Origin of the sequence: Pacificoceanicola niger, from assembly GCF_048553275.1 — a bacterium.
GTDB lineage: Bacteria > Pseudomonadota > Alphaproteobacteria > Rhodobacterales > Rhodobacteraceae > Pacificoceanicola.
Map to the genome: position 1 here is coordinate 249,047 of NZ_JBLZMW010000002.1, position 20,611 is coordinate 269,657.

Here is a 20,611-nt window from a genome sequence, read left to right on the forward strand (position 1 = left end):
CCGTTGACATCGGCCTTCACATATCTTGGCTGTATCGGGGCTGCCGCCGTTTTGACGGCGGGGCAGGCTTTGGCCTGTTCCATCAACCCGATCAGCGAGGATGAGCGCCTGCGCCAGGCCTATGACCAGCGCATGAAGAGCAAGCCGGTGGTGACCCGCAAGGATTGCTCGTTCGTGAATGGCGGTGTGCATGACACATTTTCGGGCGGTCCCGCGATCGACCTTGGCAGCGCGCGTTTTTACCAGGTGCTCGAAACCGTCGAGGGCAAGGTCACGTCGGCGTTGGTCGCCGATTGTGGCACACGCGAAGTGATCCGGTTGAACTCTGCGGTGATCGACAACGAGAACCGCGTCGAGGGTCCCTGCGGCGGCGAAGACGGGGATCGCTATACCCTGGTCGGTGCGGGCGGCACGCTGAGCCTGACCGAAGGCAAGGATGTGAAGGCGCTGTCGAACATCGCCAAGGGGATGAGCGAAGTTTATGTCGACGAGGCGGTTTGGCCGCTGCGTATGGCGGACCGCGATGTGCCGGTACTTCCGAAGGACCGGGTCGATTTTCTGTGCGGGTGTCGGATTTTCTATCCTGACTCGGCGGGGGCGCGGAAATGATGGGGTTGATCGCCTCGCTCAAGGGCAGCATTGCGCTGCTGGGCGTCGGCGGGATTGCGGCGCTTTGGGTGATCAAGGCGGTGCTGGGACTGGCGCTTGTGCGCTGGTGGAAGGCGCGGCGGGCTGCTCGGGTCTGAGGCGCAAAAGAGATGAGGTCCCGGATCAGGTCCGGGACTGCGGATCGCCAAGGCGGACCGCGTGAGTAAAAGACGACAATCGGGCGAGACCCGGAGGGACGTGAGATGATCGGATTGGAACATTACCTGACGGTGGCGGCTGTGCTGTTCGTCATCGGGATTTTCGGGCTTTTCCTGAACCGCAAGAACGTGATCATCCTGCTGATGAGCATCGAATTGATGCTCTTGGCGGTGAACATCAACCTTGTCGCCTTTTCTACCCACCTCGGGGATCTGACGGGGCAGGTGTTCACGCTGTTCGTGTTGACCGTCGCCGCCGCCGAGGCCGCTATTGGCCTTGCGATCCTCGTCTGCTTCTTCCGCAACCGCGGCACCATTGCCGTGGAAGACGTCAACGTGATGAAGGGATAGGGCATGTCGAATATCGGTTTACCGGGCCTGTTTCTGATCACAGGTGGCAGCTTTGACAGCATAATGGGCTATGTGGCGACGGCGCTGCTTTTCGTGCCCTTTCCAATGATCGACCCGCAGGGGGCGCAGACCATCGCCTCGCTGATTGACGGCTGAGAAGGAAATCAAGATGGAAACCATTATCCTCTTTGCCCCGCTGTTGGGCAGCCTGATCGCCGGTTTCGGCTGGCGCTTCATTTCGATCAAGGGTGCGCAGTATGTCACGACCGGTCTGCTGTTCCTCGCGGCTTTCCTGAGCTGGATCGTCTTCTTCACCCACGGACCGGAGACGCAGCACATCCAGATCATGCGCTGGATCGAAAGTGGATCGCTGTCGACGGACTGGTCGATCCGGCTCGACCGCCTGACCTCGATCATGCTGATCGTGGTGACCACGGTGTCCTCGCTCGTGCACCTGTACTCCTTTGGCTACATGGCGCATGACGACAACTTCAAGGACGGCGAGGAGAGCTATCGCGCGCGGTTCTTCGCTTACCTTTCGTTCTTCACCTTCGCCATGCTCATGCTGGTGACCTCGGACAACCTTGTTCAGATGTTCTTTGGCTGGGAAGGCGTGGGGGTCGCGTCCTACCTGCTGATCGGCTTCTACTACCGCAAGCCGAGTGCCAATGCCGCCGCGATCAAGGCCTTCGTGGTCAACCGGGTTGGTGATTTCGGCTTTGCGCTTGGCATCTTTGCGCTGTTTTTCCTGACGGATTCGATCCGGTTCGACGACATCTTTGCCGCTGCGCCGGAGATCGCGAACACGCAGCTGACCTTCCTTTGGGGCACATGGAATGCCGCTGAGGTCGTTGCTTTGCTGCTGTTCATCGGCGCCATGGGCAAATCGGCGCAGCTGATCCTGCACACCTGGCTGCCGGATGCGATGGAAGGCCCGACCCCGGTGTCGGCGCTGATCCACGCGGCGACCATGGTGACCGCGGGTGTCTTCCTCGTTTGCCGCATGTCGCCGCTGATGGAATTCGCGCCGCATGCCACGGGCTTCATCACCTTCCTCGGGGCGACCACGGCGTTCTTTGCCGCGACGGTTGGCCTCGTGCAGAACGACATCAAGCGGGTCATCGCCTATTCGACCTGTTCGCAGCTGGGTTACATGTTCGTGGCGGCCGGCGTCGGCGTCTATTCCGTTGCCATGTTCCACCTGTTCACCCATGCGTTCTTCAAAGCGATGCTGTTCCTGGGCGCGGGGTCCGTGATCCACGGTATGCACCACGAGCAGGACATGCGGAACTATGGCGGGCTGCGCAAGAAACTCCCCTATACCTTCTGGGCGATGATGATCGGCACGCTGGCCATCACCGGCGTCGGCATTCCGCTCACGCACATCGGATTTGCCGGCTTCCTGTCGAAGGACGCGGTGATCGAAAGCGCCTGGGCCGGGACGGCGGGGGGCTATGCCTTCTGGATGCTGGTCATCGCGGCGCTGTTCACATCGTTCTACAGCTGGCGCCTGATCTTCATGACCTTCTATGGCGAGCAGCGCGGCAACAAGCACACGCATGATCACGCCCATGAAAGCCCGACGGTGATGTTGATCCCGCTGGGTGTGCTGGCGCTTGGCGCGATCTTCTCCGGCATGATCTGGTACAACAGCTTCTTTGGCGATCATAACCGGGTGAATGCGTTCTTTGGCATTCCTGCACATCACGAAGAGAGTGCCGACGCCGGTCACGGGACGGAAGAGCCCCACAACGCGCCCGCGAGCGCCGACAGCGGTGAGGGCGCGGTCGAGGCGGCGGAGGCCGGCCACGCGGACAGCGCGGCAATGGCCCTTGCCGATGAGACCGAGCAAAGCGCGGCCGAGGGCGTCGATGCCTCCGGCGATCATGCAACGCTGACCGATGGCACACATGCGGCGATGCCGCCGGTGCATGGCATGGCTCCGCAGGGGGCGATCTACATGGCCGCCGACAACACGGTGATGGACGATGCGCACCATGCGCCGACCTGGGTCAAGATCAGCCCCTTCGTTGCGATGATCATCGGTCTGGCCACGGCGTTCTGGTTCTATATCGTGAACCCGTCGTTGCCGAAGCGGCTGGCCGAGAACCAGCGTCCGCTGTACCTGTTCCTGCTGAACAAGTGGTACTTTGACGAGATCTACGGCTTCCTCTTCGTGCGTCCTGCCAAGGCCATTGGCCGCTTCTTGTGGAAGCGCGGCGATACGGATGCGATCGACGGGTCGATCAACGGGATCGCGATGGGCATCGTGCCCTTCTTCACCCGGCTCGCGGGCCGCGCCCAGTCCGGCTACATCTTTACCTATGCCTTTGCGATGGTGATCGGGATCGCCGTTCTGATCACCTGGATGACGCTCAGCGGAGGAGCGCACTGATGGATAACCTTCTTTCCATTGTCACTTTCCTGCCCGCGCTGGCGGCGCTGATCCTCGCGGTCTTCCTGCGCGGCGATGATGCGGCGGCGGAACGGAACGCGAAATGGCTGGCGATGATCGCCACCTCTGCGACCTTCGTCATCTCCTTGTTCATCCTGTTCCAGTTCGATCCCTCCGACACCGGTTTCCAGATGGTCGAGGAGCGCTCCTGGCTGCTGGGAATGCAGTACAAGATGGGCGTCGACGGGATTTCGGTGCTGTTCGTGATGCTGACCACCTTCATGATGCCGCTGACGATCCTCGCCAGCTGGGAGGTGAAGACGCGGGTCAAGGAATACATGATCGCGTTCCTGCTGCTTGAGACGCTGATGCTTGGCGTGTTCATGGCGCTGGACCTCGTGCTGTTCTACCTGTTCTTCGAGGCCGGTCTGATCCCGATGTTCCTGATCATCGGCATCTGGGGCGGGGCGAACCGCATCTATGCGAGCTTCAAGTTCTTCCTCTATACCTTCCTCGGCTCGGTGCTGATGCTGGTGGCCATGGTCGGCATGTATTCCGACGCGGGCACCACGGACATCACCGTGCTGCTCAACCACAATTTTGCCTCCGAGAGCTTCAGCCTGTTGGGCATTCAGATCGTTGGCGGGATGCAGACCCTGCTGTTCCTGGCGTTCTTTGCCTCTTTCGCGGTGAAGATGCCGATGTGGCCGGTGCACACCTGGCTTCCCGATGCGCACGTGCAGGCGCCGACGGCAGGCTCGGTGGTGCTGGCGGCGATCCTGCTGAAAATGGGCGGCTACGGCTTCCTGCGCTTTTCACTGCCGATGTTTCCGGTGGGCTCCGAGGTGATGCAGAACCTCGTCTTTACCCTGTCGGTGATCGCGATCATCTACACCAGCCTCGTGGCGCTGGTTCAGGAAGACATGAAAAAGCTGATCGCCTATTCGTCGGTCGCGCACATGGGCTATGTCACCATGGGGATCTTCGCGGCCAATCAGCAGGGCGTCGATGGCGCGATCTTTCAGATGATCAGCCACGGCTTTATCTCCGGCGCGCTCTTCCTCTGTGTCGGGGTAATCTACGACCGGATGCACACGCGCGAGATCGACGCCTACGGCGGCCTCGTGAACCGGATGCCGGCCTATGCGCTGATCTTCATGCTCTTTACCATGGCCAACGTCGGCCTGCCGGGCACCTCCGGCTTTGTCGGGGAATTCCTGACGCTGATGGGCGTGTTCCAGGTGGATACATGGGTGGCGGCCGGGGCGACCACCGGCGTGATCCTGTCGGCGGCCTATGCGCTCTGGCTTTATCGCCGGGTGGTCATGGGCGATCTGATCAAGGAGAGCCTGCGCACGATCACCGACATGACCCCGCGCGAAAAGTGGATCTTTGCGCCGCTGGTCGTCATGACGATCTGGATGGGGGTCTATCCCGCGCCGATCCTCGACCGTATCGGGCCGAGCGTGGCGGCACTTGTTGAGCATTATGACACGGCCGTGGCGGCCGCCAATCCTGGCGGTGAGACCCACGTGGCCGAAGCAGCAGAACACTAAGGGGGCGGGGCCATGATCTCGGCTGATCTCAATACAATCCTGCCGGAAATCGTCCTGGCGGTGTATGCCATGGTCTCGCTCGTCGGGGCGGTCTACACCGGCAAGGACAAGCTGGCGCCGGTGCTGGTCTGGGCGACGTCGGGGGTCTTTGTACTCCTGGCGGTGTGGCTCGGAACTGCGGGCGGCAACGGCCATACGGCGTTCGACGGCATGTTCATCGACGACGGGTTTGCCCGCTTTGCCAAGGTGATGATCCTGCTTTCGGCGGCCGCCGTGCTGCTGATGAGCGAGGGCTACATGGAGCAGCGCGGATTGCTGCGCTTCGAGTACCCCATTCTGGTGGCGCTGGCCGCGGTGGGCATGATGATGATGGTGTCCGCCGGCAACCTGATGTCGCTCTATATGGGGCTGGAGCTGCAATCGCTCGCGCTTTACGTCGTGGCCTCGCTGCGCCGGGACTCGATCAAGTCCACGGAGGCGGGTCTCAAGTATTTCGTGCTGGGCGCGCTGTCCTCGGGGCTGCTGCTCTATGGCTGCTCGCTGGTCTACGGCTTCGCCGGGACCACCGATTTCGCCGGGATCATCGCGGCCACGGGCGAGGGCGATCTCTCCGTGGGTCTGCTGATCGGTCTCGTCATGCTGATCTCCGGTCTGGCGTTCAAGGTCTCTGCCGTGCCGTTCCACATGTGGACCCCGGACGTCTACCAGGGCTCGCCGACGCCGGTCACGGCCTTCTTTGCCACCGCGCCCAAGGTTGCCGCGATGGGACTCTTTGCCCGTGTGATGCACGACGCCTTTGGCGGCGCGACGCAGGATTGGGGGCAGGTCGTGGCGCTGCTGTCGGTGCTGTCAATGTTCTATGGCGCCGTGGCGGCGATCGGCCAGACCGACATCAAACGCCTGATGGCCTATTCGTCGATCGCGCATATGGGCTTTGCCTTGATGGGGCTTGCCTCGGGCACGGCGCTTGGCGTGCAGGCGATGCTGATCTACATGGCGATCTACGTGACGATGAACGTCGGGACCTTTGCCTTCATCCTGTCGATGGAGCGCGATGGCCAGCCGGTGACGGATATCGCGGCGCTTGGCATGTATTCCAGGAAAGAGCCCGGCAAGGCCCTGGCCATGTTGGTGCTCATGTTCAGCCTTGCGGGCGTGCCGCCGCTGGTCGGCTTCTTCGGCAAGCTGTACGTGCTGCGCGCGGCCTATGAGGCCGGAATGGCGTGGCTGGCGGTGGCCGGCGTGGTCGCATCCGTGATTGGCGCATTCTACTACCTGCGGATCGTCTACTACATGTATTTCGGCGAGGACCGCGAAGATGCTCTGGACGGGGGGAAATCGCCCGTGCTCTGGGGCTTCTTGATGGCCTCGGCGGTGATCATGGTGGTCGGGGTGGTGAACCTCTTCGGGATCGAAGGCATGGCACAGGCCGCGGCGGCGACGCTGGTGAACTGAGACCCCGCACGGGTTGTTACACGGTGACGCGCCTTCGGGCGCGTCGCTTCGTTTTTAGGGAACGCCTGCGGCGTGCCGGGGCGCTGCCCCGGACCCCGAGGTATTTCAGGACCAAAGAGACAAGGGGACGGGCATGGCTTGGCCGGAGGGGTATGGGCGCCGGGTTCTGGCGGAGGTGGACAGCACCAATGCCGAGGGCGCGCGGATTGCCGGGACGCTGGCGGGGCCGGAGTGGATCCTGGGATTGCGCCAAACGGCGGCACGGGGACGGCGGGGCCGGGCCTGGGTGAACCCGCCCGGAAATTTTGCGGCGTCTCTGGTGATGCGGCCGTCGGAGGCGCCGGAGGTGGTGGCCTTGCGATCCTTCGTGGCGTCGCTTGCGCTTTATGATGCGGTTTCGGCGGTTGTGGGGGATGCCACGGGTCTGGCGCTGAAATGGCCGAATGACGTGCTGCTGCATGGCGGCAAGCTGGCCGGGATCCTGCTTGAAAGCGTCGCCGGGCATCTGGTGATTGGCATCGGGGTGAACCTGATCGCGGCGCCGGGCGCGGAGCTGGTGGAGCCGGAGGCGGTGCAGCCGGTGTCGCTGCTGGCGGAGACTGGTCGCCGGGTGGCGCCGGAGGCGTTGTTTGAAGCGCTGGCTGCGTCCTATGCCCTTCGGGAGGCGGCGTTTGTGGCCTACGGGTTTGCGCCGATCCGCGAGGCGTGGTTGTCCCATGCGGCACGGATCGGGGAGGAGATTGTCGCCCGCACCGGCAGCTCCGAACACCGTGGCACGTTCGAGACGGTGGACGAGCGGGGCAATCTTGTCCTAAAGACCTCGGAAGCCCGTCGCGCGATTGCCGCGGCGGACGTGTTTTTCTGAAAGGGGCGGCTCATGCTGCTTTGCATCGACTGTGGCAACACCAATACCGTCTTTTCCATCTGGGACGGGACGGCATTCCTGTGCACGCTGCGGACGTCGACCCATCACAGCCGCACGGCGGATGCCTACTTCACGTGGTATTCGACGTTGGTCAATCACTATGGCATCAACGCGGAGATCACCGATGTGATCATCTCCTCGACGGTGCCGCGCGTGGTGTGGAACCTGCGGGTTTTTGCGGATCGGTTTTTCGGCTGCCGTCCGATGGTGGTTGGCAAACCGGAGTGCCTGTTGCCCCATGCGCCGCGTGTCGATGCGGGGACCGGTGTCGGGCCGGACCGGTTGGCCAATGCGGCCGCTGCCTTTGATCGCCATGGCGGCGATTGCGTGGTGGTGGATTTCGGCACGGCAACGAATTTCGATGTGGTCGCCGAGGATGGCGCCTATGTTGGCGGGGTTATCGCACCGGGGGTCAACCTGAGCCTTGAAGCGCTGCACCAGGGCGCGGCGGCGCTGCCGCATGTGGACATCACCCAGCCCGACAAGGTGATCGGCACCAACACGGTCGGCTGTATCCAGTCCGGCGTGTTCTGGGGGTACGTCGGCCTGATCCAGGGCATCACGACACGCATAAAAGCCGAATACGGCCGTCCGATGAAGGTCATCGGGACGGGGGGGCTCGCGCCGCTCTTCGCCAGCGGTGATTTGCTTTTCGACACAATCGAGGATGATCTGACCATGCATGGTCTCACGGTCATCCACGCCTATAACAAAGACATGACAGAGGCAGAGGCCCAAAACGCATGAGCGATGAACGACTGATCTATCTTCCCCTTGGGGGCGCCGGCGAGATCGGCATGAACTGTTATGTCTACGGATATGGCAAACCGGGGCAGGAGCGGCTGATCGTCGTGGACCTTGGGGTGACGTTTCCAGATATGGACGGCAGCCCCGGTGTCGATCTGATCCTGCCGGACATCACCTGGCTCAAGGAAAACCGCAACCGGATCGAGGCGATCTTCATCACGCATGCCCATGAGGACCATGTGGGCGCGGTGGGCCATACCTTCGAGGATCTCGGCGCGCCGATCTATGCGCGGGCGTTCACCGCCAATATCGCGCGGCACAAGCTGAACGAATACGGCGTCGAGGGAAAAGCGGTGCGCACCGCATCCGCCTGGCCGGAGACGGTGACGGAGGGGCCCTTTACCGTTGGCTTCCTGCCGATCTCGCATTCGATTCCTGAGAGCAGTGCGCTTGTCATCGACACGCCGGCAGGGCGGATCGTGCATTCGGGCGATTTCAAGCTCGACGTGACGCCGCTTGTTGGTGAGGCCTGGGATCCGGCGCTTTGGGCCGAGGTGTCAAAGGACGGTGTAAAGGCGCTGATCTGCGATTCAACCAACGTCTTCTCGCCCAATCCGGGCCGGTCGGAGGCTGAGGTTGGACCGAACGTCGAAAAACTGATCGCCGAGGCGCCGCATATGGTTGTGGCCACGACGTTCGCCTCCAACGTGGCGCGGGTCAAGACGCTGGCCGAGGCGGGGGATCGCGCCGGGCGCTCGATCTGCCTTATGGGGCGCGCGATGCGGCGGATGATCGAAGCGGCGGTGGAAACCGGCGTTCTGAGCAGCTTTCCCAAGGTGATCCAGCCCGAAGAGGCGAGCCAGATCCCGCGCGAGAACCTGCTTTTGCTTGTGACCGGATCGCAGGGGGAACGCCGTGCGGCGAGCGCGCAACTGGCGCGCGGCAAGTATCATGGCATGTCGCTGAAGGAGGGGGACGTGTTTCTGTTTTCGTCCAAGACGATCCCCGGAAACGAGCGCGGCGTGATCCGCATCATGAACCAGCTTTCCGAGCAAGGCGTTGATGTCATTGACGATTCAAACGGGCTTTACCACGTCTCCGGCCATGCGAACCGGCCTGACCTTGAGACGCTTCAGGATGTGGTTCAACCGCAGGTCGTGGTGCCGATGCACGGCGAACACCGCCATCTGCGCGAGCATGTGAAGCTGACGCAGAGCAAGGGGCGCGCCGGGATTTTGGCAGTTAACGGTATGATGATCGACCTCAGCGGCAATGAGCCGAAGGTGGTGGACTACATCGACACCGGACGCACCTATCTCGATGGCAGCGTCAAGATCGGTGCGCTGGACGGGATCGTGCGTGACCGGATTCGCATGGCGCTGAATGGCCATGTGGTGGTGACGGTGCTGATTGATGAGGATGACGAGCCGCTGGGCGAGCCGTGGTGTGAGCTGATGGGCCTGGCGGAAACCGGACGCTCGCGTGCGCCGCTCACGGATGTGCTCGAAGAGGACCTGACGCAATGGCTGGGCCGGGCAGGCAGCAAGACGCTGACCGATGATGACAAGCTCGAAGAGGGTATGCGCCGGATCGTGCGTCAGACCTGTCAGAACGAGATTGGTAAAAAGCCGGAAGTGACGGTCGTGGTCAGCCGCCTGATGTAAGCCCGAACCGCAATGCAGGCCGCATCGCGCCCGAGGCGTGGCGGCCTGTTGCGCGGGGCGCGTTCGGCAGGTGGCCCCTAGGGCCCATCCGACAGTTTTCTGTGCAGAAGCGCCGGGTTGAGCGCGGTGTTCGTGAACCTGACGCCGATGCGCGTCCCTTCGCACCATTGCAGCGCAACGGGCAAACGCCCAATTTCGGGGGTGTCGATCAGCAGCGGCTTGTCCTGCGTGCAGAGGTTTGACTGCGGGTCGTAGCACAGCTGTGCGCCGCTGCTTGAGATGTCGACGACGATGCAGGGCACTTGAACGCCATCCTGAACGGCATGGGCCGACAGGCAGCAGGCGAGACGTTCATCCTCGCGCATCTTGCGGTACTGGGTGTCGGGCTCTGCGCGCCCGCCTTCGAATGAGATATCCCCGAGGGCATTGGAAAAATCCGTCATGACAATCCTTTGGCACACAGAGGGTGTGGTCAGGATATCGCGGATTTTGTAAACGCTTCGCTAAGTGCGGAACGAATTTCCCAAGGCGCGCGGATGCGCACTGTGGGGAAGGGCCCGACCCGCGCGCATGCGCCGCGGGTCGGGATCGCCGTGTCTCAGCCGGCGCGGCGTTCGTCGAAGCTCAGGGCGATGAACTCGGGCATGTGATCGCCCATGCCGACAACGTTGGAGTCGCGGCGGTTGCCCCGGTCATTGTTCCGATCGTTGCGCGGCGCCTTATCATGGCGGGTCGGCTTGTCGGCTTCGGGCCGTTGGCCACGGCTGCGGGTCGTCCGGCTCTTGGCACTTTCGTCCTCGCCCTTGGGCGACTCGGCCTGTGTCTTCGGAGCCTCCTCCTTGACAGGCGCTGTCTCAGTGCGCGCGGGGCGCTCGGCCTTGTCTTCTGCCTTGGCCGGAGCGTTCGATTTGATCGAGGCGTCGACGCGCGGGATCTCTTTCTGCATCAAGGCTTCGACGGCGGCGAAGTTCTTTTCGTCGCGCGGCACAACGATCATCAGCGCCTTGCCTGCACGCCCGGCGCGCCCGGTCCGGCCAATGCGGTGGACGTAATCCTCTGCGTGGCCGGGGACATCGTAGTTGAACACATGGCTGACCGAGGGCACGTCGAGGCCGCGCGCGGCAACGTCGGAGGCGACGAGGATGCGCAGCTTGCCTTCGCGGAAGCCATCGAGAGTCCGCGTGCGCTGCGATTGGTCGAGATCGCCGTGGATCGGCGCCGCGTCATAGCCGTATTTCGACAGCGATTTGGAGACGATGTCCACGTCAACCTTGCGGTTGCAGAAGATGATGCCGTTTGTCAGCTTGTCGCCCTCTGCATCGATCAGATCGCGCAGGACCCGGCGTTTTTCGCTGCCTTCGCGGTCCTTGCGGGAGGCCTTGAAGAAGACAGCATGCTGTTCGATGGTCTCCGACGCGGTGGCCTGACGCGCGACCTCGATGCGGGCGGGAGACGACAGGAAAGTATTGGTGATACGCTCGATTTCCGACGCCATGGTGGCGGAGAAGAACAGGGTCTGACGGGTGAAGGGCGTCAGGCCGAAAATGCGTTCGATGTCAGGAATGAAGCCCATGTCGAGCATCCGGTCGGCCTCGTCGACGACCATGATCTTGACGTCCGAAAGGATCAGCTTGCCCCGTTCGAAATGGTCAAGCAGGCGACCGGGCGTGGCGATGAGCACGTCAACACCCTTGTCGATCAGCTGGTCCTGTTCCTTGAAGGAGACGCCGCCGATCAGCAGGGCCTTGGTCAGCTTCACGTTCTTGGCGTAGACGTCGAAGTTCTCCGCCACCTGCGCCGCGAGTTCGCGGGTCGGGCAGAGCACGAGGCTGCGGGGCATGCGCGCGCGGGCGCGGCCACGGGCCAGCATGGTGATCATCGGAAGGGTGAAGGAGGCGGTTTTGCCAGTGCCGGTCTGGGCGATGCCAAGCACGTCACGTCCCTCAAGGGCCGGGGGAATGGCGCCAGCCTGGATCGGCGTGGGCGTCTCATAGCCGGCTTCCTCGATGGCCCTTAGGACCTTGGGGTTCAGATTGAGGTCTGCGAATTTCGGTATCGTGTTGGTGTCAGTCATGCCTGTCCGATCAAGGCAGGCACTCTATCCATGGCCTGCGCGTCCGTATGTGAGTCAAGGCCCGTATGACCCCGCGATGCGCCGCGTTCATGACTCGTGTGCGCCTGCCTAGTCAAAACTGGGGCAAAGGTCAATTGCGGCCTGCTTTGCTTTGACAAGAAGCGCAGCGATTTATGCCCGTTCTGGCAACAGTCGGGCGATTTTACCTCGGATTGACGACGGGAAAGTGTTTGTGGCGCAGGCCGGGCAGGTTCATCACGCGCCGCCGCAGCAGGCCGTGCTCTTCAAGTCGGTCACACAGGGCGGGCGTTGCGGTGCAGACTTCGGCGTAGAAGGCGCGCAGCGCGTCCTCGCCGCCAGAGCGTTCGATCAGGTCAAAGAGATCGTGAAGGTTGAGCGCATCGCCACGCCGGACCTGCGGTTTCAGCTCGGCGCGATAGGAGCCCCGCTGCAGGCGGAAGCGATAGGCCGCGATGAAGTGGTCCCAGTCGGCGGCATGGAAGTGGCCAAGCTCACACCCGGTCAGCTCGACCTGACCGGGGTTTTGCACGCCGTCGAGGGTGACGTTGTGGATCTTGATATCGAGCCCTTTCAGGCCGCTGCGAAAGAAGAGCTTGCCCGCAACATGGCTCAGAAAGCCGCCGGAAAGATGCGCGCCGAAGGTTGGAAAGCACGCCTCCGACGCCTGCTGGCGGCGGCTCTGATCGAGGTGGAAGGCCTTGAAAGCGGTGCCCTGCGGCGCGGTGCCCGGTCCGGGGGCGAGCGCTTCGACGGGGCGCACGCGGGCGCAAAGCGTGTCGGCGCTTTGCCCGGCGAGTTGTTCGGCGACAGGGAAGCCGGGCAGGAGAAATTCGTCAACGTCGATATGGGCGATCCAGTCGACCTCCGGTTTGCGGTTGTTTGCATGGCGCGCGTTGCGGCATTGCCGGACCTGATGCTTGTCCGGGCGACCGCCGCGCTTTTCCCACCAGGCCGCATCGGTCTGCCAGACGCGGATTTTCGGATGGGCGGACAGGATGGCCTCCGTCTGCGGGGTGGGGTCGTCGAGATAGAGATAGAGCCGGTGCGCGCCGAGTTCGAGGTGCCATGCGGCGAAATCGAGGATGGCCGTAAGCGGCGCCTTGACGGTGGAGACGGTGCCCCATGTGGGCAAGGCGGTCATGGCCCGGCCCCGAACACGCGGGTGACGGCCCCGTCGAGGTCGAAGTCATGGGTCAGCAACATGCCGCGCGCGGCGAGTCTTTCGCGAAGTGCCGGGGTGTCGGCGCAGACCTCTTCGAAAAACGTATGCAGGCCAAGCTCGCCCTCTTCCTCGGCCAGAAAGCTCAGCAGTTCGGCCTGACCGAGTTCGGGGCGGTCGGAGCGCGGGCGGTAGGAGCCTTTGGTCTTGCGGAAGTCCAGATGCCTGCGGAAGTGATCCCAGCTGGGCGCGTGGAAATGCGCCAGAAACAGTCCCGGCGGTTTGATGCGGTTGGTGGTGTCCGCGCCGCCGAATTTCATCGTGTGAATGCCAAGGCGGGTGTCCGGGATGCCGGTGCGGGCAAACACCTTGCCGGAGGTGTGCGACAGGAACCCGCCGTAAAGGTGCATACCGAAGGTTGGATAGACCTCCTGCAACTCCGCTTTCTTCACGCCCGCCTGTTTGTGGGTGAGTTTGAAGTGAATTGGCGTGCCCGTCTCGACGGCGAGGGCCTCGGCGGGGGGAATGCGGGCAATGACATTGGCGGGGCCGACGGCGGCGAGGGTCTCGGCGATCGGGCGTTCGCTGATCAGGAATTCATCGACGTCGATATGGCCGAGCCAGTCGAGGCTTTCGCCGCTCTCGCGCAGGGTGCGGGTGGCATTGTAGGCCTGTCGGCGCTGATGCTCTTCCATGCGGCGGCGACCGGTGGCCTGCCAATAGGCCTCATCGCATTGGATGACGCGGATATTCGGATGCCGGGTGAGAAAGGCGGCGGCCTTCGCGTCCGGCTCGTCAAGATGCAGGTGGAGTGCATGGGCGCCCATCTCGATGTGATGCGCGGCGAACCGGGCGATCTGGAGCAGCGGTGCCTTTATCGTGCTGACGAGTCCCCAACGCAGGGTTTCGGGCGTGAGCTTGGCGGCGCGCGCAGGTGCGGGCGCGATGTTGGAGCCGGTCTTCTGTGCGGCCTCGCGCCGGGTCTTGCGCTGGCGCATGGTCATCAGGCGGCGCAGGACGGTGCGGTCATCCTCGATCAGCAGGGTCAGCAGGCGATGCGCGAGGGGGGCAACCGTCGCATCGCCCGCCGCCTCCTGCCAGAGCCGCGCGATCAGGTTGACGTCGAGCCCGCCGGAGGTGAGCGCGTAGCTGTCCATTTCCAGCGGCAGCTTGGCGCGGGCCTTGCCCTCCAGGGTGAAGGGCTGATCGGGTGTGTGGCCGGAATACAGGCGCTCGCTCTCGTAGAGCTTCATGGCGCCGAACAGCGTGCTGAGGGCGAGGCCGGTGCTGCGCTGTGTGGCCGTCGTGCCATGATCGCCGAAGGTGGTGATGGCCGAGACCAGCCAGCGCGCGTCGAGCTGCTCGATCAGATGCGCCGCATGGTCGGCCCAGAGCCGGACAAAGAGCGCAGGGGCCTGTTCGGGCCATGTGCGTTTGCGCAGGTGAGCGATGAGGATGCCGTTGAGATAGGCAAGCTCGGACAAACCGGTGAGTTCCTGGCGCAGGGCAAAGCGCTTGCGGTGGTAGGACGAGCGGAAGGGCGCGGCCTCGCGCGGGTCCTTCTCCGGGTCCGCGATGACCTGTTCGGCCAGCGGTGCAAGGTCGATGCCTGCCGGGGGAAGCCCCTCTCCGGGAGCGTAGCTGAAGGCGTCGCGGCGTGTTTCGTATTGCGCAAGAAGCGCGGGCATTCCGCCTGGATATGTGCTGCTCATGGCGGCAGTTTGGCGGGCTGCGCGGACTTCGGCAAGCGGCAGGCTGTTAAAATGTGCGTCTGCGACGCGCTGTGATCCGGTTCGGCTTGGCGGGCGGTGCATGGACCCGGTCACCGCGGCGCTTTTGGTTTAGGGAGCCGTTGGATATTTGGACAGAGAAGAAGCATGAGGGCTTTTCAAGCCAGGCTGGCTGGGGCAAAGGAGGCGGCATGGTACAGACATCCTTTACGATAAAGGCCCGGGACGGCCGGGCGCGGCTTGGCGTGATCGAGACGCCGCGTGGTGAGATACGGACGCCGGCGTTCATGCCGGTGGGCACCGCGGCAACGGTCAAGGGCATGATGCCGTCCAGCGTGCGGGAGACCGGCGCGGATATCCTGCTGGGCAATACCTATCACCTTATGTTGCGTCCCGGGGCGGAGCGGATTGCACGGCTTGGCGGGCTGCACCGGTTCATGAACTGGGAGCGGCCGATCCTGACGGATTCAGGCGGGTTTCAGGTGATGTCGCTGGCAGGGCTGCGCAAGCTGACGGAAGAGGGCGTGCGGTTTTCCTCGCATATCGATGGCTCCAAGCACATGCTCAGCCCGGAGCGGTCGATGGAGATCCAGAAACTGCTCGGCTCTGATATCGTCATGGCCTTTGACGAATGCCCGGCGCTGCCGGCGGATCGTGATCGGATCGTCGAGAGCATGCGGCTTTCGATGCGGTGGGCGCAGCGGTCGCGCGATGCGTTCGGGGATCGGCCGGGGCATATGCTCTTTGGCATCATGCAAGGGGGGCTGGAGCAGGACCTGCGTAAGGAGAGCGCGGAGGCTTTGAAGGCGATTGGTTTTGACGGCTATGCGGTGGGCGGCCTCGCCGTGGGTGAGGGACAGGCCGCGATGTTCGGCTGTCTCGATTATGCGCCCGGCTTTCTTCCCGAGGACAAGCCACGGTATCTGATGGGCGTGGGCAAGCCCGACGATATCGTCGGCGCGGTGAAGCGTGGCATCGACATGATGGATTGCGTTTTGCCGTCGCGTTCGGGGCGGACCGGGCAGGCGTTCACGCGGCATGGGGTGGTCAATATCAAGAATGCGCGCCATGCGGATGATCCCAGACCTCTGGATGAGGCCTGCTCTTGCCCGGCCTGTACCGGGTACAGCCGCGCCTATCTGCATCATGTGTTCCGCTCGCATGAGATGATTTCCGGCATGCTGCTGACCTGGCACAACCTGCATTATTTCCAGCAGATCATGGACGGGATGCGCGGTGCCATTGCCGAGGGGCGCTTTGACGCATGGGAAGAGGATTTTCATGCGGTCCGGGCGGGCGGTGATATCGCGCCACTTTAGGTGGCAGCAGGAGAGTGTCGCCCGACGCGTTTGTCAGGGAGACGACTGGTGCGCGCATCAGCCGCGCTTGCGGCGCAGCAGGCCGAGCGAGCCGAGACCGGCGGCCAGCAACGGCAGACCGGCGGGCAGGGGGACCTCGGAGATCTGACCGGTAAAGCTCAGATCATCGACCGCAAAATCATTGCCCGAGAATGCCGTGGAGAGGTTGACCAATTCCAGCGTTGCAGTGGTTGCGGTGCCGGAATTCCATGTCAGCGAGTCGTAGGACCAGACGTCCAAGGCCCCGCTGATAACGTAGGAGCCGACCATCGTGCCGTTGATCCGCAGCCCCGTTGACACCGCGCCGCCAAACCACAGGGCGCCCCAGGCGCCGAAGGTGTATTCCGTGTTTGCCACGGTGCTGACGGTTTGCTTCCAGAATGCCTTGGTGTTTTCGGTGGAGCCGTTCACGAACAACGCAAGGCCGGTGCCGGTGGTGTGATCGCCGCCGCGCGTCCCTTGATTGGAGTTGTTGGAGAAGGCGCTGTTGATGTGCGGCGCCACAATGGCTCTTTGTGCACAGCAACTGAGCAGGCCATAGGTGTATTCGGTGGTGAAGCCGGTGTAGCCGGACTCGAATGTGCCATTCTGGATGGCGTTGACGATGGCGGCGGAGGCAGGGGGCGCGGCCAGAAAAAGCACGCTGAGCGTGCCGAGCACGTGTGATTTGAACATGGATAAACTCGTCTTTAATAAAGGGACAGTTCCGGGAATTGGATAGAATTTATCCGCGGTATGAATATCTGGCAAGATCTATCCGCTGAGTGCCTCCCGATCGCCGGCCTCCGTTCCGGACAGCGCGTGCTGGAAGGCACGGTTTTCGAGGTCTGCCGTGACCGCGGGGCCAGATGGCGATGCGCCGTGTCGCGGGCGTCTTGTGACAAATCGGTCGGAAAACCCCTCTTGCGCCCATGATCCGCTGACGCCATTCTGTGCGCCAACCTGCCGGGGCGGGCCGGGTTGAAAATCTGCTAACCTGCCCCATCTACATAATCCGAGACCGGAGGGTTCCGACGCTGCCGCAACGCGGGGCAGGGAGCCCTTGCCAAGAACAGGATACGAGCATGAAACTTCCCCTCAATCCCTCTTACCCGGTGCTGCCGCTGCGTGATATCGTGGTGTTCCCGCACATGATCGTGCCGCTCTTTGTGGGGCGAGACAAATCCGTGCGCGCGCTGGAAGAGGTGATGAACGACGACAAGCAGATCCTGCTTGCGTCCCAGATCGACCCATCCGAGGACGACCCGGAAACCTCCGGCATTTACAAGGCCGGGGTTCTGGCCAATGTGCTGCAACTGCTCAAGCTGCCCGATGGCACCGTGAAGGTGCTTGTCGAGGGGCAGAGCCGGGTGCGCATCGCCGAGTATATCGACAATCCGAACTTCTTCGAAGCCTCCGCCGAGTACCTCACCGAGATGCCGGGCGATGAGGCCGCTGTCGAGGCGCTGACGAACACCGTCGCCGAAGAGTTCGAGCGCTATGCCAAGGTCAAGAAGAATATCCCCGAGGAGGCTCTGACGGCCGTCGGCGAGGCGCAGGAGCCTGCGAAGCTGGCCGATCTGGTCGCCGGGCATCTGGGTATCGAAGTGCCGCAGAAGCAGGAGCTTCTGGAGACGCTGAGCGTGAGCGAGCGACTTGAGAAGGTCTATGGCCTGATGCAGGGCGAGATGAGCGTTCTGCAGGTCGAGAAGAAGATCAAGACGCGCGTGAAATCGCAGATGGAGAAAACCCAGCGCGAGTATTATCTGAATGAGCAGATGAAGGCCATTCAGAAGGAGCTGGGGGACGGCGAGGAGGGCGAAGGCGAGATTGCCGAACTCGAAGAAAAGATCGCCGGAACGAAGCTGTCGAAGGAAGCCCGGGACAAGGCCGATGCGGAGCTGAAGAAGCTCAAGAACATGTCGCCGATGTCCGCAGAGGCGACCGTCGTGCGCAACTATCTCGACTGGATGCTGTCGATCCCGTGGGGCACCAAGTCGCGGGTCAAGAAAGATCTGAACAAGGCGCAGGATGTTCTGGACGCCGATCACTACAGCCTGGAGAAGGTCAAGGAGCGGATCGTCGAGTATCTCGCCGTTCAGGCGCGCTCGGCCAAGCTCAAGGGTCCGATCCTCTGCCTCGTCGGTCCTCCCGGTGTGGGCAAGACCTCGTTGGGCAAGTCGATGGCCAGGGCGACCGGACGCGAGTTCATCCGCATCTCGCTTGGCGGCGTGCGGGACGAGAGTGAAATTCGCGGTCACCGCCGGACTTATATTGGCTCCATGCCAGGCAAGATCATTCAGGCGCTGAAAAAGGCCAAGACGACCAACCCGTTGATCCTGCTCGATGAAATCGACAAGATGGGTCAGGACTTCCGCGGTGACCCGGCGTCGGCCATGCTTGAAGTGCTCGATCCGGAGCAGAACGGCACCTTTGTGGATCACTATCTGGAGGTCGAGTATGACCTCTCGAACGTGATGTTCGTGACCACCTCGAACAGCTACAACATGCCGGGGCCGCTTCTGGACCGGATGGAGATCATCCCGCTGTCGGGCTATACCGAGGATGAGAAGCTGGAGATCGCCAGGCGGCACCTTCTGGACAAGCAGATCAAGAATCACGGTCTGAAGAAGAAGGAGTTCATGGTCGATGATGCGGCTCTGGTGGACGTGATCCGCTACTACACCCGCGAGGCGGGCGTGCGGAACCTTGAGCGCGACATCGCCAAACTGGCGCGGAAGGCTGTGACCAAGATCGTCAAGAAGGAAACGGACACTGTGCATGTCACCTCCGAGAACCTCGATGACTTCCTTGGGGTGCGCAAGCATCGCTATGGTCTGGCCGAGGATGAGCATCAGGTGGGCGTCGTCACGGGGCTTGCCTATACCTCTGTGGGCGGCGATCTGCTGCACATCGAGGCGCTGCGCCTGCCGGGCAAGGGCCGGATGAAGACCACCGGCAAGCTGGGTGATGTGATGAAGGAGTCGATCGACGCCGCATCGAGCTATGTGCGCTCCATCGCGCCGCAGATCGGTGTGAAGCCGCCGAAGTTCGACAAGATGGATATCCACGTGCACGTGCCCGATGGCGCAACGCCAAAGGATGGCCCGTCTGCCGGCCTCGCCATGGTGACGTCGATCGTGTCGGTTCTGACCGGCATCCCGATCCGCAAGGATATCGCCATGACGGGTGAGGTGAGCCTGCGCGGCAATGCCATGCCGATTGGCGGCCTGAAGGAGAAGCTGCTCGCGGCGCTCCGTGGCGGCATCAAGACGGTGCTGATCCCGGAGGAGAACGTCAAGGATCTGGCGGAGCTGCCGGACAACGTGAAGAACGGGCTGGAAATCATCCCCGTCAAGCATGTCTCCGAAGTGCTCAAGCTGGCGCTGATCGACACGCCGACGCCCATTGAATGGGACGAGGAAGCCGAAGAGGCTGCTGCCGCAGCGGCGTCGAAGGCCAAGGACTCGGAAGCTGGTGTCACCGCGCACTGAGGCTGCCGATCAGGCATGAAACGGTAAAGAGCGCCGCGTGGATCACGCGGCGCTTTTTTCGTCGGGCTTTCGCGAATGCGAGCTTGGGAATATGTTTGACGTGAGCGCAGCACCGGCGCGCGCAAGCCATGCGGATTGCCAAGACTGAAGCCGTTGAAACGGCGGCGTTCAGTGGATCAGGCGCAGCGTGGCGTCGATCTTGTCATAATTGACCAACAGCGTGCCGGAACTGTGGCGCGTGACCGCATCAGGACGCAGTGTCAGCAGATCCTGCGCCAGCACGCCTTCAAAGACGTCAGGGTAGCCTTTGTAGCGATAGTGATAGAGCGGCAGGCCCGACGCCGTCTGTCCGACACGTGCGATGTCCGTTTTCAGGGTGGCATCACTGACGTAATGGCCTTCGTAGCCGGGAATGTAATAGTAATTGTGACCACCGCCACCGCTGGCCGCCGCCACCCCGAGGATCACGAGGAACATCAACGGTACGAACAGGTTGACCGCAGAGGAGGAGCCTGCCGATTGTGACGAGACGATCATGTCGGATCGCAGGGCGTTTTGTGACATCTTTGGCTGCGCCTGCTGAGCATACCCAGCCGTGGCGAGACCGGTGGCGAGAGCGGTCGTAAGAAAGAGCTTTTTCATCGTGTCCCCCGAAAAAGGTTGGAAATCTGAAATGTCTGGCGGGGCTCAAAATCCGTGCCCCGCTTTACCTAGGGTAATCCAAAATGCGGTCTTTGGCTAGTCTTTGGCGATTTTGCCGATGGTGGCCATGGGGGATCTGAGCGTTATGAGGCGTGGTCTGATAGGCAAGTGCTGGCGTTTTTCTGCTGTCAGAGCTAGGATTCAGGAGACTTGGGCCACGTGGCGCAGGTTTGGCGCTCCGCCAAAAAAAAACGC

Annotated in this window: 18 protein-coding genes; 12 read left to right on the forward strand and 6 right to left on the reverse strand. The window is 62.6% G+C overall.

The window, feature by feature from the left end:
• Positions 1 to 3 precede the first annotated feature (3 nt).
• The 10 genes from ACN2XU_RS03850 (at position 4) to ACN2XU_RS03895 (ending at position 9,899) form a co-directional block, all read left to right on the forward strand.
• The gene (locus tag ACN2XU_RS03850; RefSeq protein ID WP_419409081.1) at positions 4 to 609 is read left to right on the forward strand and encodes a hypothetical protein; all 606 of its coding nucleotides are present in this window, start codon (positions 4 to 6) and stop codon (positions 607 to 609) included.
• On the forward strand, positions 606 to 746 hold the full coding sequence (locus tag ACN2XU_RS03855; RefSeq protein WP_419409082.1) for a hypothetical protein: 141 nt from the start codon (positions 606 to 608) through the stop codon (positions 744 to 746). The genes ACN2XU_RS03850 and ACN2XU_RS03855 overlap by 4 nt, the downstream gene beginning before the upstream one ends.
• Before the next feature lie 105 nt (positions 747 to 851).
• Positions 852 to 1,157: an NADH-quinone oxidoreductase subunit NuoK gene (gene nuoK, locus ACN2XU_RS03860; protein ID WP_419409083.1), complete on the forward strand. Its 306-nt coding sequence runs from the start codon at positions 852 to 854 to the stop codon at positions 1,155 to 1,157.
• Positions 1,158 to 1,160: 3 nt separating this feature from the next.
• A complete protein-coding gene (locus ACN2XU_RS03865) occupies positions 1,161 to 1,313 on the forward strand; it encodes a hypothetical protein (RefSeq protein WP_419409084.1) in 153 nt (50 codons plus the stop codon).
• A gap of 13 nt (positions 1,314 to 1,326) precedes the next feature.
• Positions 1,327 to 3,552, forward strand: a complete 2,226-nt coding sequence (gene nuoL / locus ACN2XU_RS03870) for an NADH-quinone oxidoreductase subunit L (protein WP_419409085.1) — start codon at positions 1,327 to 1,329, stop codon at positions 3,550 to 3,552.
• Positions 3,552 to 5,108: an NADH-quinone oxidoreductase subunit M gene (locus tag ACN2XU_RS03875; protein WP_419409086.1), complete on the forward strand. Its 1,557-nt coding sequence runs from the start codon at positions 3,552 to 3,554 to the stop codon at positions 5,106 to 5,108. Before nuoL ends, ACN2XU_RS03875 begins: the two co-directional genes overlap by 1 nt.
• 12 nt (positions 5,109 to 5,120) lie before the next feature.
• Entirely contained in the window at positions 5,121 to 6,563 is a 1,443-nt protein-coding gene (gene nuoN / locus ACN2XU_RS03880; RefSeq protein ID WP_419409087.1) for an NADH-quinone oxidoreductase subunit NuoN, read from the forward strand.
• A 133-nt stretch (positions 6,564 to 6,696) separates the two neighbouring features.
• Positions 6,697 to 7,428 (forward strand): biotin--[acetyl-CoA-carboxylase] ligase, encoded by a 732-nt coding sequence (locus ACN2XU_RS03885; protein WP_419409088.1) that lies wholly within the window; start codon positions 6,697 to 6,699, stop codon positions 7,426 to 7,428.
• 12 nt (positions 7,429 to 7,440) lie between these two features.
• Complete coding sequence (locus ACN2XU_RS03890; RefSeq protein WP_419409089.1) at positions 7,441 to 8,235, forward strand: type III pantothenate kinase; 795 nt, start codon at positions 7,441 to 7,443, stop codon at positions 8,233 to 8,235.
• Positions 8,232 to 9,899 carry a ribonuclease J gene (locus ACN2XU_RS03895; RefSeq protein WP_419409090.1) on the forward strand — a complete coding sequence of 556 codons (1,668 nt, stop codon included), beginning with the start codon at positions 8,232 to 8,234 and terminating at the stop codon, positions 9,897 to 9,899. Before ACN2XU_RS03890 ends, ACN2XU_RS03895 begins: the two co-directional genes overlap by 4 nt.
• A 77-nt stretch (positions 9,900 to 9,976) precedes the next feature.
• Here the strand turns inward: ACN2XU_RS03895 and ACN2XU_RS03900 are convergent, their stop codons facing one another.
• The 4 genes from ACN2XU_RS03900 to ACN2XU_RS03915 form a co-directional block, all read right to left on the reverse strand.
• Positions 9,977 to 10,342, reverse strand: a complete 366-nt coding sequence (locus ACN2XU_RS03900) for a PilZ domain-containing protein (RefSeq protein WP_419409091.1) — start codon at positions 10,340 to 10,342, stop codon at positions 9,977 to 9,979.
• Between the two features lie 155 nt (positions 10,343 to 10,497).
• On the reverse strand, positions 10,498 to 11,955 hold the full coding sequence (locus ACN2XU_RS03905) for a DEAD/DEAH box helicase (RefSeq protein ID WP_500797235.1): 1,458 nt from the start codon (positions 11,953 to 11,955) through the stop codon (positions 10,498 to 10,500).
• A gap of 220 nt (positions 11,956 to 12,175) precedes the next feature.
• A complete protein-coding gene (locus ACN2XU_RS03910; RefSeq protein ID WP_419409093.1) occupies positions 12,176 to 13,135 on the reverse strand; it encodes a glycosyltransferase family 2 protein in 960 nt (319 codons plus the stop codon).
• On the reverse strand, positions 13,132 to 14,841 hold the full coding sequence (locus ACN2XU_RS03915) for a glycosyltransferase family 2 protein (protein ID WP_419409094.1): 1,710 nt from the start codon (positions 14,839 to 14,841) through the stop codon (positions 13,132 to 13,134). The genes ACN2XU_RS03910 and ACN2XU_RS03915 overlap by 4 nt, the downstream gene beginning before the upstream one ends.
• A gap of 233 nt (positions 14,842 to 15,074) precedes the next feature.
• Here ACN2XU_RS03915 and tgt point away from each other — a divergent pair, with 233 nt between their 5' ends.
• Positions 15,075 to 16,202, forward strand: a complete 1,128-nt coding sequence (tgt, locus tag ACN2XU_RS03920) for a tRNA guanosine(34) transglycosylase Tgt (RefSeq protein ID WP_419409095.1) — start codon at positions 15,075 to 15,077, stop codon at positions 16,200 to 16,202.
• A gap of 57 nt (positions 16,203 to 16,259) precedes the next feature.
• Here tgt and ACN2XU_RS03925 read toward each other — a convergent pair whose 3' ends face one another.
• Positions 16,260 to 16,916 carry a VPLPA-CTERM sorting domain-containing protein gene (locus ACN2XU_RS03925; protein WP_419409096.1) on the reverse strand — a complete coding sequence of 219 codons (657 nt, stop codon included), beginning with the start codon at positions 16,914 to 16,916 and terminating at the stop codon, positions 16,260 to 16,262.
• Positions 16,917 to 17,305: 389 nt separating this feature from the next.
• Between ACN2XU_RS03925 and lon the strand changes: the two genes are divergently transcribed.
• On the forward strand, positions 17,306 to 19,714 hold the full coding sequence (gene lon, locus ACN2XU_RS03930) for an endopeptidase La (protein ID WP_419409097.1): 2,409 nt from the start codon (positions 17,306 to 17,308) through the stop codon (positions 19,712 to 19,714).
• A gap of 168 nt (positions 19,715 to 19,882) precedes the next feature.
• Here the strand turns inward: lon and ACN2XU_RS03935 are convergent, their stop codons facing one another.
• Positions 19,883 to 20,356: a tail fiber domain-containing protein gene (locus ACN2XU_RS03935; RefSeq protein ID WP_419409098.1), complete on the reverse strand. Its 474-nt coding sequence runs from the start codon at positions 20,354 to 20,356 to the stop codon at positions 19,883 to 19,885.
• Between the last annotated feature and the right edge of the window lie 255 nt (positions 20,357 to 20,611).

Excerpts from the sequence above, each read along its gene's own strand:
- ACN2XU_RS03910 (WP_419409093.1), bottom strand. The coding sequence starts at position 13,135 with ATGACCGCCTTGCCCACATGGGGCACCGTCTCCACCGTCAAGGCGCCG.
- nuoN (WP_419409087.1), top strand. The coding sequence starts at position 5,121 with ATGATCTCGGCTGATCTCAATACAATCCTGCCGGAAATCGTCCTGGCG.
- ACN2XU_RS03900 (WP_419409091.1), bottom strand. The coding sequence starts at position 10,342 with ATGACGGATTTTTCCAATGCCCTCGGGGATATCTCATTCGAAGGCGGG.
- ACN2XU_RS03875 (WP_419409086.1), top strand. The coding sequence starts at position 3,552 with ATGGATAACCTTCTTTCCATTGTCACTTTCCTGCCCGCGCTGGCGGCG.
- ACN2XU_RS03925 (WP_419409096.1), bottom strand. The coding sequence starts at position 16,916 with ATGTTCAAATCACACGTGCTCGGCACGCTCAGCGTGCTTTTTCTGGCC.
- tgt (WP_419409095.1), top strand. The coding sequence starts at position 15,075 with ATGGTACAGACATCCTTTACGATAAAGGCCCGGGACGGCCGGGCGCGG.
- ACN2XU_RS03890 (WP_419409089.1), top strand. The coding sequence starts at position 7,441 with ATGCTGCTTTGCATCGACTGTGGCAACACCAATACCGTCTTTTCCATC.
- ACN2XU_RS03895 (WP_419409090.1), top strand. The coding sequence starts at position 8,232 with ATGAGCGATGAACGACTGATCTATCTTCCCCTTGGGGGCGCCGGCGAG.
- ACN2XU_RS03855 (WP_419409082.1), top strand. The coding sequence starts at position 606 with ATGATGGGGTTGATCGCCTCGCTCAAGGGCAGCATTGCGCTGCTGGGC.
- ACN2XU_RS03865 (WP_419409084.1), top strand. The coding sequence starts at position 1,161 with ATGTCGAATATCGGTTTACCGGGCCTGTTTCTGATCACAGGTGGCAGC.
- ACN2XU_RS03885 (WP_419409088.1), top strand. The coding sequence starts at position 6,697 with ATGGCTTGGCCGGAGGGGTATGGGCGCCGGGTTCTGGCGGAGGTGGAC.
- lon (WP_419409097.1), top strand. The coding sequence starts at position 17,306 with ATGAAACTTCCCCTCAATCCCTCTTACCCGGTGCTGCCGCTGCGTGAT.
- ACN2XU_RS03915 (WP_419409094.1), bottom strand. The coding sequence starts at position 14,841 with ATGCCCGCGCTTCTTGCGCAATACGAAACACGCCGCGACGCCTTCAGC.
- nuoL (WP_419409085.1), top strand. The coding sequence starts at position 1,327 with ATGGAAACCATTATCCTCTTTGCCCCGCTGTTGGGCAGCCTGATCGCC.
- nuoK (WP_419409083.1), top strand. The coding sequence starts at position 852 with ATGATCGGATTGGAACATTACCTGACGGTGGCGGCTGTGCTGTTCGTC.
- ACN2XU_RS03935 (WP_419409098.1), bottom strand. The coding sequence starts at position 20,356 with ATGAAAAAGCTCTTTCTTACGACCGCTCTCGCCACCGGTCTCGCCACG.